This is a genomic window from Roseovarius pelagicus, assembly GCF_025639885.1.
In the GTDB taxonomy this organism is placed as follows: domain Bacteria; phylum Pseudomonadota; class Alphaproteobacteria; order Rhodobacterales; family Rhodobacteraceae; genus Roseovarius; species Roseovarius pelagicus.
In genome coordinates, this window is sequence record NZ_CP106738.1 from 3312817 (window position 1) to 3327981 (window position 15165).

At 58.0% G+C, this 15165-nt stretch carries 15 protein-coding genes; 8 read left to right on the plus strand and 7 right to left on the minus strand.

The window, feature by feature from the left end; translation table 11 throughout:
* The first annotated feature begins 1 nt into the window (after position 1).
* Positions 2-439 carry a DUF6691 family protein gene (locus N7U68_RS17450; RefSeq protein WP_263047644.1) on the plus strand — a complete coding sequence of 146 codons (438 nt, stop codon included), beginning with the start codon at positions 2-4 and terminating at the stop codon, positions 437-439.
* Positions 440-1050: 611 nt separating this feature from the next.
* On the opposite strand, the gene N7U68_RS17455 is transcribed toward N7U68_RS17450, so the two are convergent.
* The 3 genes from N7U68_RS17455 to N7U68_RS17465 are packed head-to-tail and all read right to left on the minus strand — an operon-like array spanning position 1051 to position 3853.
* Positions 1051-1374, minus strand: a complete 324-nt coding sequence (locus N7U68_RS17455) for a 2Fe-2S iron-sulfur cluster-binding protein (RefSeq protein ID WP_165193473.1) — start codon at positions 1372-1374, stop codon at positions 1051-1053.
* 31 nt (positions 1375-1405) lie between these two features.
* Positions 1406-2419 (minus strand): alpha/beta fold hydrolase, encoded by a 1014-nt coding sequence (locus N7U68_RS17460; RefSeq protein WP_263047645.1) that lies wholly within the window; start codon positions 2417-2419, stop codon positions 1406-1408.
* Between the two features lie 15 nt (positions 2420-2434).
* Complete coding sequence (locus N7U68_RS17465) at positions 2435-3853, minus strand: glutamine synthetase family protein (protein WP_165193469.1); 1419 nt, start codon at positions 3851-3853, stop codon at positions 2435-2437.
* A 402-nt stretch (positions 3854-4255) separates the two neighbouring features.
* Between N7U68_RS17465 and N7U68_RS17470 the strand changes: the two genes are divergently transcribed.
* The 6 genes from N7U68_RS17470 (at position 4256) to proX (ending at position 10265) form a co-directional block, all read left to right on the plus strand.
* Complete coding sequence (locus tag N7U68_RS17470; RefSeq protein ID WP_263047646.1) at positions 4256-5095, plus strand: ABC transporter permease; 840 nt, start codon at positions 4256-4258, stop codon at positions 5093-5095.
* A gap of 58 nt (positions 5096-5153) precedes the next feature.
* Positions 5154-6218, plus strand: coding sequence for an ABC transporter substrate-binding protein (locus tag N7U68_RS17475; protein ID WP_263047647.1), 1065 nt, complete (start codon positions 5154-5156; stop codon positions 6216-6218).
* Between the two features lie 72 nt (positions 6219-6290).
* Positions 6291-7091 carry an ABC transporter ATP-binding protein gene (locus tag N7U68_RS17480; protein WP_263047648.1) on the plus strand — a complete coding sequence of 267 codons (801 nt, stop codon included), beginning with the start codon at positions 6291-6293 and terminating at the stop codon, positions 7089-7091.
* Between the two features lie 52 nt (positions 7092-7143).
* Entirely contained in the window at positions 7144-8220 is a 1077-nt protein-coding gene (locus tag N7U68_RS17485; RefSeq protein ID WP_263047649.1) for a quaternary amine ABC transporter ATP-binding protein, read from the plus strand.
* A 4-nt stretch (positions 8221-8224) separates the two neighbouring features.
* A complete protein-coding gene (locus tag N7U68_RS17490; protein ID WP_165193463.1) occupies positions 8225-9208 on the plus strand; it encodes an ABC transporter permease in 984 nt (327 codons plus the stop codon).
* Between the two features lie 67 nt (positions 9209-9275).
* Positions 9276-10265, plus strand: coding sequence for a glycine betaine/L-proline ABC transporter substrate-binding protein ProX (proX, locus tag N7U68_RS17495; RefSeq protein WP_165193461.1), 990 nt, complete (start codon positions 9276-9278; stop codon positions 10263-10265).
* Positions 10266-10314: 49 nt separating this feature from the next.
* Here proX and N7U68_RS17500 read toward each other — a convergent pair whose 3' ends face one another.
* The 4 genes from N7U68_RS17500 to N7U68_RS17515 all read right to left on the minus strand — a co-directional run bounded on the left by N7U68_RS17500 (position 10315) and on the right by N7U68_RS17515 (position 14270).
* Positions 10315-10845 carry an Lrp/AsnC family transcriptional regulator gene (locus N7U68_RS17500; RefSeq protein ID WP_241188216.1) on the minus strand — a complete coding sequence of 177 codons (531 nt, stop codon included), beginning with the start codon at positions 10843-10845 and terminating at the stop codon, positions 10315-10317.
* 103 nt (positions 10846-10948) lie between these two features.
* Positions 10949-11851 carry a 2-hydroxy-3-oxopropionate reductase gene (locus N7U68_RS17505; protein ID WP_263047650.1) on the minus strand — a complete coding sequence of 301 codons (903 nt, stop codon included), beginning with the start codon at positions 11849-11851 and terminating at the stop codon, positions 10949-10951.
* A 35-nt stretch (positions 11852-11886) separates the two neighbouring features.
* Positions 11887-12900 carry a D-2-hydroxyacid dehydrogenase gene (locus tag N7U68_RS17510; protein WP_263047651.1) on the minus strand — a complete coding sequence of 338 codons (1014 nt, stop codon included), beginning with the start codon at positions 12898-12900 and terminating at the stop codon, positions 11887-11889.
* Entirely contained in the window at positions 12900-14270 is a 1371-nt protein-coding gene (locus N7U68_RS17515) for an aromatic ring-hydroxylating oxygenase subunit alpha (protein WP_263047652.1), read from the minus strand. Before N7U68_RS17515 ends, N7U68_RS17510 begins: the two co-directional genes overlap by 1 nt.
* Positions 14271-14496: 226 nt before the next feature.
* Between N7U68_RS17515 and N7U68_RS17520 the strand changes: the two genes are divergently transcribed.
* Positions 14497-15027 (plus strand): Lrp/AsnC family transcriptional regulator, encoded by a 531-nt coding sequence (locus tag N7U68_RS17520; protein WP_263047653.1) that lies wholly within the window; start codon positions 14497-14499, stop codon positions 15025-15027.
* The last annotated feature ends 138 nt before the right edge of the window (positions 15028-15165 follow it).

Consider the following 15165-nt stretch of genomic DNA (forward strand, 5'->3'; position numbering starts at 1 on the left):
AATGAGATTGTTTGCCACCTATCTGATCGGAATGATCTTTGGCGTCGGCATTTCGATTTCCGGAATGGCCAACCCTGCCAAGGTTCTGAATTTCTTTGACGTTGCAGGAGCATGGGACCCATCTTTGGCATTCGTCATGGGCGGGGCCGTGGTCGTGACCTTCATCGGCTACCGTCTGGTGCTGTTACGCCATGGCCCGGTCTATGGGGCGCGGTTTCAACTGCCTTTGAGCCGCACCATCGATCGGCGGTTGATCGGTGGTTCTGCCCTGTTCGGCGTAGGCTGGGGCATCGCGGGGTTCTGTCCGGGGGGCGCGTTGCCTGCGCTGGGCACTGGCCGCTGGGAGGTGTTGCTGTTTGTCGGGGCGATGCTGGTGGGTATCTGGCTCGCCAAGTATCTTCGAACCTTTGGTTCCACGTCTCCTGCGGACGTAAATTGAACAGCCGGTACTGAATAGCAATGGCCGATCATGCGGCCACCGGAATGTCCCCGGGGCACACATGCCGGTTGGATAAATTCAGTGATAAAACCAAGAAGCTGGCATGCGGCATCGGTGAACGCGAGCTATGGCTGCAGGTGTCGTCATATCAAGTGTCACGTAATAGGCTGATTTTTAAAGGTAAAATATATAAATTGAGCGGGTGAAGGAAGGCGTTGAGTTGAAATCGACTGATTGAAGCCACCTTGGTGGGGGACATCATTCAGCGTTGAACTGTGCGGTTACGCTATTGTTCGGTGTCGAAAATGTATGGTGCCGACGATGCAAGGTGTTTGAGCGCCGGGAGACATGGTGAATCCGCGCGGTTTGATGTCAAGACTACGGCGGCTGGCAGGGCCATGAACCGCCGGATCGAATTCAGGCGGGCCGATGGCTTGGTTCGTCGGTCGCTGCGTAGCGGGCAGGGTAATGATCACCATGCACCCCGTGATGAGGTGTCGTGAACAGACCGGATCGGCAGGTTTTGTCGTACGGTTTGCGCAGTTTGAGCTGTGTTCGCCAGTCTTCGTCCATTATGCGGGCGAGGGTGCCGATGACTGACAGCAGCATCGTCAACACTGACGCTCGGGTAGATAAACCGTCAACCCATCCATCGCGTCGGTCAGCGAAATCTGGCAGGTCAGCCGCGAGCGCATCTCGTCGGGCTCGTAAGCGAAATCCAGCATGTCGGCCTCCATCGCCTCTTTGACGGGCAATTTTTCCACCCAATCGGCATCGACATAGACATGGCAGGTCGAACAGGCGCACGCGCCGCCGCAGTCGGCGTCGATGCCGGGCAGGCCGTAATCGCGGGCGGCCTCCATGACAGTTGATCCAGTCGAAACCTCGACGTCGTGGCGTACGCCATCTGGCGTGATGAATGTGACTGTGGGCATTTCTCTGCCTCCTTGCTCTGGTTTTTGGTCTCTACGCCAGCAGGGACCGGATGTTGTCCTCTAACGCCGCAGTGAAACCTGTGTCATTTCCCGGATTAGCGGCGCAGTGGCCCCATGGTGATGTATAGGGGCGGAATTCTGCGTTTGGCATCAGGGCAGCTTCGGCGGCGTTATCTTCGGGCGGGAAGTACAGGTCCTGCGTGCAGGGCATCAGGATTGCACGGGCACGGATCGCGCCCAATGCGGCGGCCAGATTGCCACCATAGGCCGGGTTGGCGGAGATATCGCCACCTTGCCAGGTGCTCAGCTTGGCCAGCAGGTCGTTGGCGTCCCAGTTCCGGGCGTGATCGGTACCCCAGTCGGTCAACAAATCCTCGATCGTTTTGTATCCCAACTGCCGATACAGCCCTTCGCGGTAGAAAGTTTGCGAAAAGGCCCAGCCGGCATAGACCCGGCCAAAGGCTCGCAGCCCACGGACGGGAGGGCTGTCATAATCCCCATCTTTCCAGTCCTGATCAGCGCAGAGGGCTGCCTTGACACCTTCGAGAAACACAAAGTTATGGGGAGATGTGCGGGCAGATGCACAACATGGCAGGATCGCATCGACCATGTCAGGGTATTGCGCGCCCCAATGGTAGGCCTGACAGCCTGCCATCGACCAGCCCATCACCAGTGCGATGCGTTCGATTCCCAACACTTCGGTCAGCAGTCGGTGTTGGCAGGCGACGTTGTCATAGAATGACACCGCCGGAAATCGCGGGCCATCGCAGGGCGGCGCACTGTTGCTGGGTGACGATGACAGCCCATTACCGATCAGGTTGACGGAGATCACATAGTGGCGGGCCGGGTCGATAGCCCGCCCCGGCCCAAAGAAACCTTCGTTTCGGTTGTGGGTGCCAGTGTAGAACGTCGGCAACAGAATGGTGCCGCGCGTGGCGTTGGCCCGATCTCCGTAGGTTTTGTAGGTCAGCCGCGCGTTGTGGAGTGTTGCGCCGCTTTGCAGTGCAACATCCCCCATTTCGAAGGTTTCATAATCCGATGTCATCGCGGCCTCCCCGGCTTAATACAGACGCAGGTATTCTTTGACTTCCCAATCGGTGACGGCCTGGTGATACCGCTCCCACTCGTCGTTTTTGTAGGCGAGGTAGGATTTGCGCATCACCGGACCCATCACATGCTCTGCCATGTCGTCGTGGCGCAATGCCTCGATTGCGTTGTAGAGGGTGCGTGGCAGGCGGCGGATGCCCAGTTCTTCCAGTTCGGCCTCGGTCTTGGCATAGAGGTCGAAATCGGTGGGTTGACCGGGGTCTGCCTTGTTTTTGATCCCGTCCACTGCGCAGCTGAGATGCATGGCCAGCGCGAGATAACCGTTCATCGTCATGTCGCAGGCGCGGTTCTCCAGACAATACCGGCTTTGGGGCAGGCGGAACTGGGCGGACCGGTTGTTGAACCCGTAGGTGATGTTGGTCGGTGCCCACGTGACGGTGCCGCCTTCGAACCCACCAACGCGGGGCACGAGACCATTGTAGGAATTGACCGTCGGGCAGGTAATCGCTGTGATCGCCTCTGCATGCTTCATCATCCCGGCAACGGCGTGCCGCGACTCGGCGCTCCAACCATCCTTGTCCTTGAAGATGTTCTCTCCGGGGCGGCTTTCGTGTTGCAGCGACATGTTGATATGCGCACCCGAACGCCAGTCGCCGACGGTGGGTTTCGGCATGAAGGTTACGAACAACCCGTGCGTTTTCGCGACTTCTTTTAGCACGATCCGCAAGAAGGCCAGCCGGTCAGCCATTTCAAGCAGGTTGGTATAGTGGAAATCCAGCTCGAACTGCGAATAAGCGCCCTCGCAGACCACATCATGCAGATTCCAGCCCAGCCCCTCGATCGTGTCGATCATATCCTTGAGGAAGGGCATCGAATCGATTGAGTATTCCACGTCATAGCCAAATGCCTGACGGCGCGGGCGCAGACCCTCGGCAGGGTCGTCGTCAAACGCTTTGACAGGTTGGCCGGTCTCATCATAGGCCATCACGATAAATTCCGGCTCGATCCCGGCAAAGCCGGTATAGCCTTCGTCGGCGGCCTCTTGCATGGCGCGTTTCAGGGCCTGACGGGGGCAGACATTATATGGCGCGCCCTCCCAATAGAGATCGGAGAAGATCAGCGCCAAAGAATTATCCCAAGGGCAGACATAAACCGCGTCCAGATCCGGCACGACGACCTGATCACTGTCTGCCGGGCTGAGTTCGGGTACGAAAGAGATCGAGTGTACGGCGAATTGCGGTCCTTTGCCGACGCATAGATCCTCGAAATCGCTCATCGGGACTGGCTTGGTCTTGGGGATGCCATGAAGGTCGATCCAAGCGGCCATGACATATTTGACGCCCGCCTTTTCCAAGCGTTGCTTTACCTCGGCGATTCTCGGTCGGTTGCGTTCAACCGCTGCGTCGAAAGACGTGATGTAGATATCTGACATGGGTTTTCCTTCCTTGTTTAGACGTGCCTGGACTGTGATGCCGCGTCGCCGCCGCACCAGAGTGGAGTTCGCTCCGCTGATTGCGAATTTCGAAAATTTGGTTAGGTGCCGGAGAGCGTATGGCGGCGATGACGGCTGTCACAGGCGCTGGTGCTCCGTGCGGGGCAGATTTTGGCTAATATACTCGCGTTAAACACCAATTCTCCCCAGATGGTCGGCGAGAGAGCCGGTGTCGATGCGTGTCTTTACGGGTGTTTCATGTGGGTCTCCGAATTTCGAAATAATTTACGTATTGCGTAATTTCTAATTTGCGAATACGGTATCGTCAAGAATAATAAGTTCAAACAACGTTTTTCGTAATTTTTGTCAGCTCGGCAGTGAATTGCGAAGGGGAGGACGCAAGTGACATCAGATACCGCCACGCCCGCCGCGTCGGGCAACCGCCCATCTCGCGATCCGCTCCTGACGTTTAAGGCACCGATATCGACCTCCCTGAGCCTTGGCCTGGGCGTGCTTGCCTGGGCCACTTTTTTCGCCATCTGGGAGGGGGCGGTTCTACTGGAGTTGGGTAATCCGATCCTGTTCCCCGGACCCGGTCAGGTACTGTCCGCGCTATACGAGTTGCTGACGGAACGCGGATTGTTGTGGGATATCTGGGTGAGCGTCCTGCGTGTCATGGTCAGCTTTGGCGGGGCATGTCTGGTGGCGATTCCACTGGGTATTCTGATGGGTTCTTTTCGCGCGGTTGAAGCGTTCTTTAATCCGGTCGTATCTGCATGGCGCTACCTGCCGGCCCCGGCCTTTATCCCGTTGCTGCTGATGTGGTTCGGCGCCAGCGAAGAGCAGAAGTTTGCGTTGCTGTTTCTGGGGGTGATCTGGTTTCTGGTGACGCTGATCATGGATCATACGCGTGAAATCAGTGCCGATCTGATCAATACCGGGATCACGCTGGGCGGAAATCGCTGGCAAATCCTGTGGACCGTGGTGATACCGGCCAGCCTGCCGGGCATCGTCACTGCCATGCGGCAGATGCTGGCAGTCAGCTGGACCTATCTGGTCATCGCCGAAATCGTCGCTGCCGATAACGGTATCGGCGCGATGATGATGCGCGCCAAGCGGTTCGTGCATGTCGACGAGATCATGGCGGGGATCGTCGTGATCGGGGTGCTTGGCCTGACCTTCGATTTTGCGCTGCGGCAGGCCCGCAAGCTGCTGTTTCCCTATCTCGATGATGAGGACTGAACACCCCAATAACCCGACCCGCCATCAAGAGCGGGCAATCCCAACTGGAGGAATCACAATGATATTTTGCAACAACGGTTCGAATTCGAAACGAGGCATGCTGGCAGGGCTGGCGTTATCCTTTCTTGGCGCGACGGGCGCGCAGGCCGCTGAAGAAGTCCGTATTTCCGGTCTGACATGGCCCGGTTACGGGTTCTGGTACATCGCTATGGAAAAGGACCTCGCGCCTGAGCTGGACCTGTCTTATCAGCGGATTGAGGACCCATTCGAAAGCTTCAACCTTGTCACGGCGGGTCAGATGGACGTGGTGTCCAACACGGCCGAATTTACGCCCGTCGGCGTGGCGAGGGGCATGCCGATCCGGCTGGTCGCCTTGGCAAACCTGTCGAACGGCGCGGACAAGATCGTGCTGTCTCCGGGGTATGAGACTGCCGAAGACCTGAAAGGTGCCGAAGTCGCCGTGCTGGAAGGTGGGCTGGCGCAGATATTCGTGGCGATGTGGCTGGAACAACAGGGCGTCGCCTATGACGCGGTGACCTACAAGAATATCATCGCCGATGACGCATTCGCCGCACAAGTCGGCGGGTCGGTCGCGGCGTCCGAATACTGGGAGCCATATGGCTCGAACGTGCTAAAGACAGTCCCCGGATCCAGCATGGCCGCTGATTCCGCCGATCCTTATTGGCTGAAGCAGGCGGTGGTGGCTGACGGGCTGTATTTCGGCGCAGAGTTCATCGCCGAGCGTCCCGATACCGCCCGCAAGACGCTGAAGGCCATGTATGACGCCATCAGCTGGTGGAAAAACAACCCTGCCGAGGGCAATCAGATCATCGCGGATCGCATGAAGATGAGCCTTGAGGATGTCGAAATGGTGCTGGGCACCGAGGGTACATTTCTGGACGGCGGGCTTTATGTCTATGACTTCATGGAGGCCGCGCGGTTTTGCGGTTCGGCCCCCGGTGAAGCACCGTTCGGGCAGAGCAATGGGCAGATTGCCGAGCACTGGCAACTGGTCAGCGAATGGTGGGTCAAATTCGGCCTGATCGAGCGCACCTCCCCCGCCTCGACTGGTGTCGAATGCAAGTTGCACGCCGATCTCTACGCAGACGGCTATCGCGGCTGATCCATCACACCGGGCTGGCTGGATCGCGACTGGCCAGCCCCATTACCATCCCCATATTCGGAAGGTCCGCCAATGCCCCCGACCAAACTCGCCGTTCACGGCATATCCAAAATATTCGCCCCACGCGGCAAGCCGCCGGTGCAGGCCTTGTCAGACGCCAGTCTCAGCGTGTCTGAAAACGAGCTTGTCGTGCTGCTGGGGCCATCAGGCTGCGGCAAGTCCACGCTGTTGCAGATCGCCGCCGGATTGGTAAAGCCGACCTCTGGCCGCGTGGTTCTGGATGGTGAAGAAATCCATCGCCCCGGGCGCAAGCTGGGCATGGTGTTTCAGGGATATACGTCGTTCCCGTGGCTGACAGTGCAGCAGAATGTCGAATATGGCATGCGTCTGAATGGTGTTTCTGCCGCTGATCGACGCACCCGCGCGAATGAGTTCATTGACCTAGTGCGTCTGACGCCCTTTGCCGATGCGTATCCCAAGCAGCTATCCGGCGGCATGAAGCAACGGGTCGCCATTGCCCGCACCTTGGCCAATGATCCTGCGATCCTGCTGATGGACGAACCGTTTGGTGCGCTGGATGCCGAAACCCGGTGGCATATGCAGGAATTGTTGCTGGATATTCTGGCCAGTTCGAACACCACCATCGTTCTGGTCACGCATGATATCTCCGAGGCGATCTTTCTCGCTGATCGGATCTATTTCATGTCCAGCCATCCGGGCCGCATCCGCGAGGAGCTGGTCCCGGCGTTCAAAAAGGGCCAGCGGATCGCCAGCAAGGAAGACATGGTCAGCATGCCCGGTTACGCCGAAATGGAGGCGCAGATACTGCACATGATGCGCGAAGAGTCTGCCACCGGGCCTGCGCATGTTTGACAATCCTCCCACGGGGCCGCGCGCGGCATCCGATCATAACAGAGATACAGCAATGACCCATCAGGACAGCCCGGCTGTGATCGAATGTCACGGTCTATGGAAGATTTTTGGCCGACAGGCTGACAAGGCCATGAAAGCCATACATCGCGACAACCTGACCAAAGCCGAGGTGTTGGAGCAATATAACTGTGTGATTGGCGTTCAAGATGCGTCCTTCTCGGTGGCAGCGGGCGAGATATTTTGCATCATGGGCCTGTCCGGGTCTGGCAAGTCGACGCTGATCCGCCACGTTAACCGACTGATTGAGCCGACCGCAGGGGCCGTTCGGATTGAAGGGATCGACATCGGCGCGCTCGACCGGGCGGGGCTGCGCGAAATGCGCGCGTCTCGGATCGGCATGGTGTTTCAGAACATGGCGCTGATGCCGCACCGCACGGTGCGCGACAATGTTGCATTTTCGCTAGAGGTGCGTGGCCGCGATCGCAAGACCCGTCATGCCGTCGCAGACAAAGCCATTGCCACGGTCGATTTGACCGGCTGGGGGGATCGTTATCCGGACGAACTGTCGGGTGGGATGCAGCAACGGGTTGGGTTGGCACGTGCCCTTGCGGCTGATCCGCATATCCTGCTGATGGACGAGCCGTTCTCGGCGCTTGACCCGTTGATCCGGCGGCAGTTGCAGGATGAATTCAAGTCGCTGGCCACAGGAATGAACAAGACAACCTTGTTCATCACACATGATCTGGACGAAGCGATCCGCATTGGCGACCGCATTGCCGTGATGAAGGACGGCGTGCTGGTTCAGATCGGAACGCCTGAGGAAATCGTCACCAATCCCGTTGACGATTATGTGCGTGAATTCGTTGCTGGAATTTCCAAGCTGAATCTAGTGACGGCAGCCCGCGTGATGGAGCCGCTGGCCGCGTTCGAGGCCCGTGAAGGGCCGCTTGACCTGACCGCTGCATTGCGCGCCCGGCCTGACGACGATCTGGACCGGTTGGCGGATCTGTCAATCGACACCGATACCCCCCTCGCTATCGAGGACAACGGGCAGGTCGTCGGGATTGTCACCAAAAAATCCCTGATCCGCGGCATTCAAGGCCGTTGGGAAAACCAGAACGGAGCCTGAGACAATGACTGATCAACCGCGTTTTAACCTGCTTGACCCATTCGCGAACATTGATCTGGGCATTGCTGACCGGGCCGACGGGATCAAGGACTGGGCCACAGCCAACCGGGCTGCGATCCAGCCATTCAAACGTACCGTGACGGAAATTATCCAAGGGTTCGAGGCTGCGTTGCAGTCCGTGCCATCCGGTCTGATGGTTCTGATGCTGGCGTTACTCGCATGGCAAGCGGCTGGGCGACGTACCGGGATTCTGGTGTTTGTGGCCCTGCTGGCGCTGGGGTTTCTGGGGCCCAATGCGTGGCCGCTGGCGATGACCACACTGGCCATTGTTCTGAGTGCGGTGTTGATCTGCGCCGTGATTGGCCTGCCGCTGGGAATTCTGGCGGCGAAATCCGACCGGTTTGAACGGGCCATCCGTCCGGTACTGGACACGATGCAGACCATTCCGGCGTTTGTCTATCTGGTGCCGGTGGTGATGTTGGTGGGCATTGGCAACGTATCGGGTGTGATCGTGACAATCGTGTTCGCTTTGCCGCCCTTGATCCGGTTGACCGCGCTTGGCATCCGGCAGGTCGATACCAGTGTGGTTGAGGCTGCCCGCGCGTTCGGTGCCGGACCGCTGCAAATTCTGTTCAAGGTCGAATTGCCCCTCGCGACGTCGACGATCATGGCCGGACTGAACCAAACGATCATGCTGTCGCTGTCGATGGTGGTCATCGCCTCGATGATCGCGGTCAAGGGGTTGGGTAACGAAGTGCTGCGCGCGATGGGCCGGCTTGATGCTGGACAGGCCATTGTCGGCGGGCTGGGCATCGTCATCCTCGCCGTTGTGCTGGACCGCATCACCCAAGGGCTGGGCCAGTCGGGTCGACACCGTGGCCACCGCCATTGGTGGCAGGGTGGTCCGCTGGGGCTGGTTCTGCGTGTGCTCAGCTATCCATTGCGCCGTTCGCCGGTGGCAGAGATTTCCAACACCCGGCGCAACTAGGCCCCACCGCCGGACCCGACCACACAATAACATGGGCCATTCCTCCAACAGTAAAGGTGCAAAGAAAATGAAACTGACCACATATATTTTCAGTTTTGCAATGACTGCCGCGACGGCATCATCCAGCTGGGCTGTCGATGGCCCCGGCAATGGTGTTACCGTCCGCCCGATCGAAGGTACTGTCCTCGAAGAACGGTTTCAGAACCAGATTATCTATAGCGCGCTGTCCGAACTGGGCTACGAGATTGGCGATCCGCAATCGGTGGAGTACCAGACCATCCACCTGGCGATCGGGGCAGGAGATGGTGACTTTACGACGGTGCACTACGATCCGTTGCATCAGGCGTTCTTTGAAGAATCCGGTGGTGAAGATGCGATGCGCCGGGTCGGTCATCTTATCCGTGGGGCTGTGCAGGGCTATCTGGTGGATAAGGGGTCGTATGATGCGGGCATCACCAATCTGGAGGATCTGAAAGACCCCGAAATTGCCGCCCGCTTTGACGCGAACGATGATGGCACGGCTGATCTGGCCGGGTGCCCGCCGGGCTGGGGTTGTGAGCGAGTGATCGAACATCATCTGACCGAGTTCGGCATGCGCGACACTGTCACCCATAATCAGGGCGCCTATAACGCCGTCATCGCAGACACGATTGCACGTCAGTCAGACGGTAGCGCCGTCATCTATTACACTTGGACGCCCTACTGGGTATCGGGTGTGATGGTGCCGGGACAGGATGTGGAATGGCTCGAAGTGCCTTATTCCTCGCTGCCGGATGGCCGGTCTGGTGACACCACTTTTGATGGTCGCGAACTGGGCTTTGCCGTGAACGAATTGCGCATTCTGGCCAACGCCGATTTTCTAGATGCCAATCCGGCGGCGGAAAAACTGTTTGAACTGGCAGAAATCCCGATCAATGATGTGTCTGCGCAGAATTACAAAATGCAGCAGGGCGAGGATTCGATCGAGCAGATCGACGCGCATGTTGCTGAATGGATCGCAGCGCATCAGCAGGAATTTGATGGTTGGATTGCTGCCGCCCGCGCCGCGGCCGAGTAGCAGGATACTGATATCGGGCGGTGCGTCTCGTGCTGCCCGATATCCATGATCAACTGCTGCTTTGGTCCGGCCAGTCATGTTTTAGCAGGAACTGGTTTTTCAGGTTCTTCAGCCCGACCATTACATCCGCCTTGGCAATGCCGGGATTGGGGTAAATCTTTTCTTCCAGAAAATCCTTCAGAACTTCGTGGTCGTCGCTGACGATTTCGACCACCAGATCGAAGGTGCCCGCCACCCACAGAATAAACACCACGCGGTAGTCGTCCTGAAGCTGTGCGGCAATCTCTGCCGGGGTCACACCGGGGGCGACGTTGACGCCGATAATCGCGTCGGTTGAATATTCATTCACCACCGGATCTGCCAGCGCCACGATGTGCAGCATGTTGTTGTCGCGCAGCCCACTGACGCGGTTGCGGATGGTGCCCTCGGACACGTCCAGAAGCTGTGCGATCTCGGAAAACGCCATGCGCCCGTCCTGTTGCAGCAGCCGGATGATTTTCTGGTTCAGATCATCTCCGGGAGAGCGGATACCCTTGTGAGGGCCATTTTTGACGGGTCGGACTATCGGATTATCTTTCAATGGTTTGGCTAAATCCCCGCCGCAGCAGAGCTAGGCAGATGAGAGGAATTCCCACCTGCCTATATTATAGACGCAACCATTCGTATCTTCAAATACACACTCGTTAGTCAGCTGCTTTTGATGCGCCGATTTCATGGTTTGCCATCAGCTCCAGCACTTGTACCAGTCCTGAATGATCATCGTTGTCATGGCCGTGGGCATGGGCGGCACTGAACAGGGTCTGGCAATTGGCGGTTCCGGGCAAGCTGACGCCCAGATCGCGCGCGGCCTCAAGCGCGAGGTTCAGGTCCTTTTGATGCAGCCGGATGCGGAAGCCCGGCGCGAATGTACGGTTGATCATCCGTTCGCCGTGGACCTCGAGTATTTTCGAGCTGGCAAAACCGCCCATCAGTGCCTGACGGACCACTGCGGGATCGCAACCTGCCCGCGACGCAAAGACCAACGCCTCGCTGACTGCTTCGATATTCAATGCGACGATGATCTGATTGGCGATCTTGCAGATCTGCCCGGCGCCGTTATGCGTCCCGATATGGGTGATATTCTTGCCCATGATCTCGAACAGGGGCAGGGCGCGGTCGAACGCGTCTTGCGGGCCGCCGACCATGATCGTCAGACTTTGTGCCTTGGCTCCAACCTCTCCGCCCGAGACTGGTGCATCCAGATATAGCGCACCCTTCGCCTCGACCGCTTGGGCAAGCTCAGCGGTGATGATCGGGCTGATCGAGCTCATATCAATCACCAAGGTATCCGCGCGCAGCCCATCGAGCAGGCCGGCCTTGCCGCGTACCACCCGTTCGACATCCGGCGTGTCGGGGACCATGACGATCACGACCTCTGACAGCCGCGCCACGTCGGCGGGGGTCTCAACCACCTGAATTCCCTGTTCTGCCAGACCTTCTGGCACGGGGGATCTGTTCACGCAGCTAATCAACTGGTGCCCCGCTGCCGCCAGGTGCCCCGCCATCGGCGCACCCATTACCCCTAGTCCAATAAACCCAATGTTCATGGCCTTCCTTTCATGCAATCGGTCGTCGTTTCGCCTCAGTATCCCAGTTCTGGTCGTACCGGGTTCAGCAGTGGCTGATCGTCCAGAAACAGGCGCATGTTCCGAAAGAACAATCCCAGCGTCATCGGCACGTAGGCATCGCCGTCATCAGCCGAGACGTGCGGGGTGATGATCAGGTTCGGAGTGGCCCATAGCCGCGAGTCCGCAGCGATTGGCTCTGGATCGAACACATCGAGGATTGCTCCGCCAAGGCTGCCATCCTGCAATTTGTCGCACAGGGCGCCGTAGTCCATCACGGCCTCGCGGCCGATGTTGATGATACCAGCGCCGGGTTTCATCAGATCCAGCCGCCGCCGGTCCATCAGGCCGCGGGTCTGCGGCGTGTCGGGCGTTGCGATCAGCAGGTAATCGGCGCGCGGCAATACCTCATCCAGATGATCTGTCGTTACCACCTCGTCGCAGCCATCGACTGGTTGGCCAGATCGATTTACCCCAATCACGTGTACGCCCAGCTTTTGCACCGCTTGGGCACCAGCGCCGCCCAAACTACCTGTGCCCAGCACCACCAACGTGCGTCCGGCGATGGGCGAGGCGTAGAGCGAGTCATAAACCTCGTTGCGCTGGTTGGTGACGATTGCAGGCATTTTTGAGTGCAACATCAAGACCGCCATCAGCCCGAATTCACCTGCCTTAGCAGCATGTACGCCTTTGTTGTTGGTCAGGACGACGCCTTTGGGCAGCCAATCGCTGATCGGCAGCATGTGTTCGACTCCGGCGCCGATGCAGTGAATCCATTTCAGCCGTGGTGCAACCGTGGCCAGATCTGCCATCGGCAGGTCCCATGTCAGCAGGACGTCGGCATCCCGCATGGAACTGGCAAAATTGTCGGTGTCCCAATCCACGACATAGTCGGCCCGCCCTTTCAGATCGGGATATTCCGCCAGCGCATCATCCAGTCTGGCCTGCGTGATGGTGAATACCTCCTCTCCTTCGGGCGTGTTGGGAAATGACCCCGGCTTCCAGCGGTTGTTCTTGACGTGAACCTTCATCAAACCTCTCCTTCTGCTTCGAATTCCTTCAGCAGGCGGATGATCTCTTGGTCGCGGACGTCATCTCCCAATGCCTCGGTGGAAAACTGGATCTGCATCACCGCATCGCCGATTTTCTCCAGATAGGCGTCATCGGCATCATCGCCGCGCGGCGGGCGGGTTAGCACGGTGTCCTGCCCATAGGTGCGCACTGTTTCCCCACCGGTTCTCACAGGCTGTGGTGGTTCGATCCCCTCGACCAGATCGCGGATATGTTTGCGTACACGGCGGCGGTAAAGTGAAATACCCCGATCGGTTGGCATCAGGTTTTCGCCCTTGTGGGTCGAAATCGGCCCCATGCCTTCGACCGCTTCGGAATCCGCCGGATAGCGTTTCTTCTCCTCTGGCGTGCGGTCCAGCACTTCGCCCTGTTCGATCATCTCGTGACCTTCGCGGGTGTTGTATTCGTGCGGATCCCAACGATCGCCAAAGTTGGCCCAGGCGTAAACGATCGAATTCTCGTCATCGACGGGCACAACCCAACGGGTAAAGCAGGAACGCCCAAAATACCGCTGCTCGGTTCCGTCGGCGGCATAGGCGGATCCGGCCTGCGTAAAGTTCGGCAGGATCAGTTCATTCACCCGTACCCACGCGTTGTCGCCGATGCGCCGCGTCGATGATCCGAGAAACTGGTTCTCGTTGCGCTCGTAGAATTTCAGCACACCGTCTTCTTTCATTCCGTCAGAGAACTGTGGGTGGCTGTTCTGGCTGTGCAGATAGGTGGTGTGGGTCGGATCAAGGATCGCGTCGAGTACCTGAATCCAGTTGCAGGTATAGGGTGCCTTGTAGGTGGCGCTGGTCATTCCGTCATAGAGATAGGCGTCGTAGATCGGAAATTCCGGCTGCTTTTCAGGGGGACCCATATAAGCGAAGATCAGTCCGCGACATTCGATCACCGGGTAGGCGCCCAGTCGAGTCCGCTCGCGCACCATGTCGGCGGCCTTGGAATCCTCGGCCGGGGTTTCCAAGATCTCTCCGTCCGGGGCGAACAGCCAGCCGTGGTAGCAGCAACGAATGCCCCGATCCTCGCATTTGCCATATTCCAAGGACGCGCGCCGGTGCGGGCAGTATTTATGCACCAGCCCCAGTTTGCCGTCACCGTAGCGGAAGAGAACCAGTTCCTCGCCCAATATCTTGATTGCTTCGGGCAACTCGCCCAGATCCTCGGTGATGTAGATCGGATGCCAGAAGCGGCGGATGTATTCGCCACCAGCGGTTCCCGGTCCGATCCGAGCGATCTCTTCATCCGCTTCGGCGGGTGCCGATTGATGGTACCCCCGAAAATTCCCCGCGCCAGATTGAAGTCCTGTGACAGCTTTTACGTCGCTCATTGTGTGCCCTCCGGTGAATTGCGAAACCTTTATGTATTCGCAGTAATATCCTGCGTATTTCGTATGTCAAATGTTCTTTGTCTAATTATTTCGTATTTTGATGGGAAAGTGTTCTGAATTAGCGTAGATCGCGGACTGTCTGCGGTTGCTGGGCAGAACTGCCCGGCTGTCGGTTGATCGGCGGTTGATGAGGTCGAAAACTCGGGTCATAATCAGAGTGCCCTAGATGAAAGCCCATATGCCCAACGATCAGCACACTCCCGACACTGGCGTGCCACTCAGGAAGCTCTCTCAGGAGAGTGCCAATTTGCTGGACGACACGCTGAATGCCAGCATCATCCGCATGCTGCGCGCGGATGGCCGCGCGTCTTTTTCCGAGATCGCGCAAAGCCTTGGTGTTTCCGAAGGCACCATTCGCAACCGAGTCAACGGTATGAAGTCCGCCGGTGTTCTGCGTATTACGGCTGTCACGGATGTCTCTGCTGCCGAGTACCGAACAGAGGCGATGCTGGGTGTTAAGCTGCATGCCGGGGTCAGCCCGGATGTCGTCGCGAAATCCCTTAGCGAGCTGGATGACGTGGTCTATGTGGCGTGGGTCAGTGGCCGATTTGATCTGTTGGTCGAGGTCATCACCAGCGGCAGCCAGCACTCTTATGTCGATGTCCTGACCAAGAGTATCTATGGGCGTGAGGGCATTGACTCGATCGAAATCATGACCAGCCTGAAAAATTTCAAAAACCAGTTCCTGTTGAAGTGATCGGCGTTCCCCCGTGCTGAGGGTGTATTGGCGTTCTCTCAGCGGGGACTTTGGCTGGATGGCTCGATTACTTCATCGCGCGATGTTTATTTATTTACGGTGCGGTAATTTCTCTGAGGTGTAACTGTGCGATACATC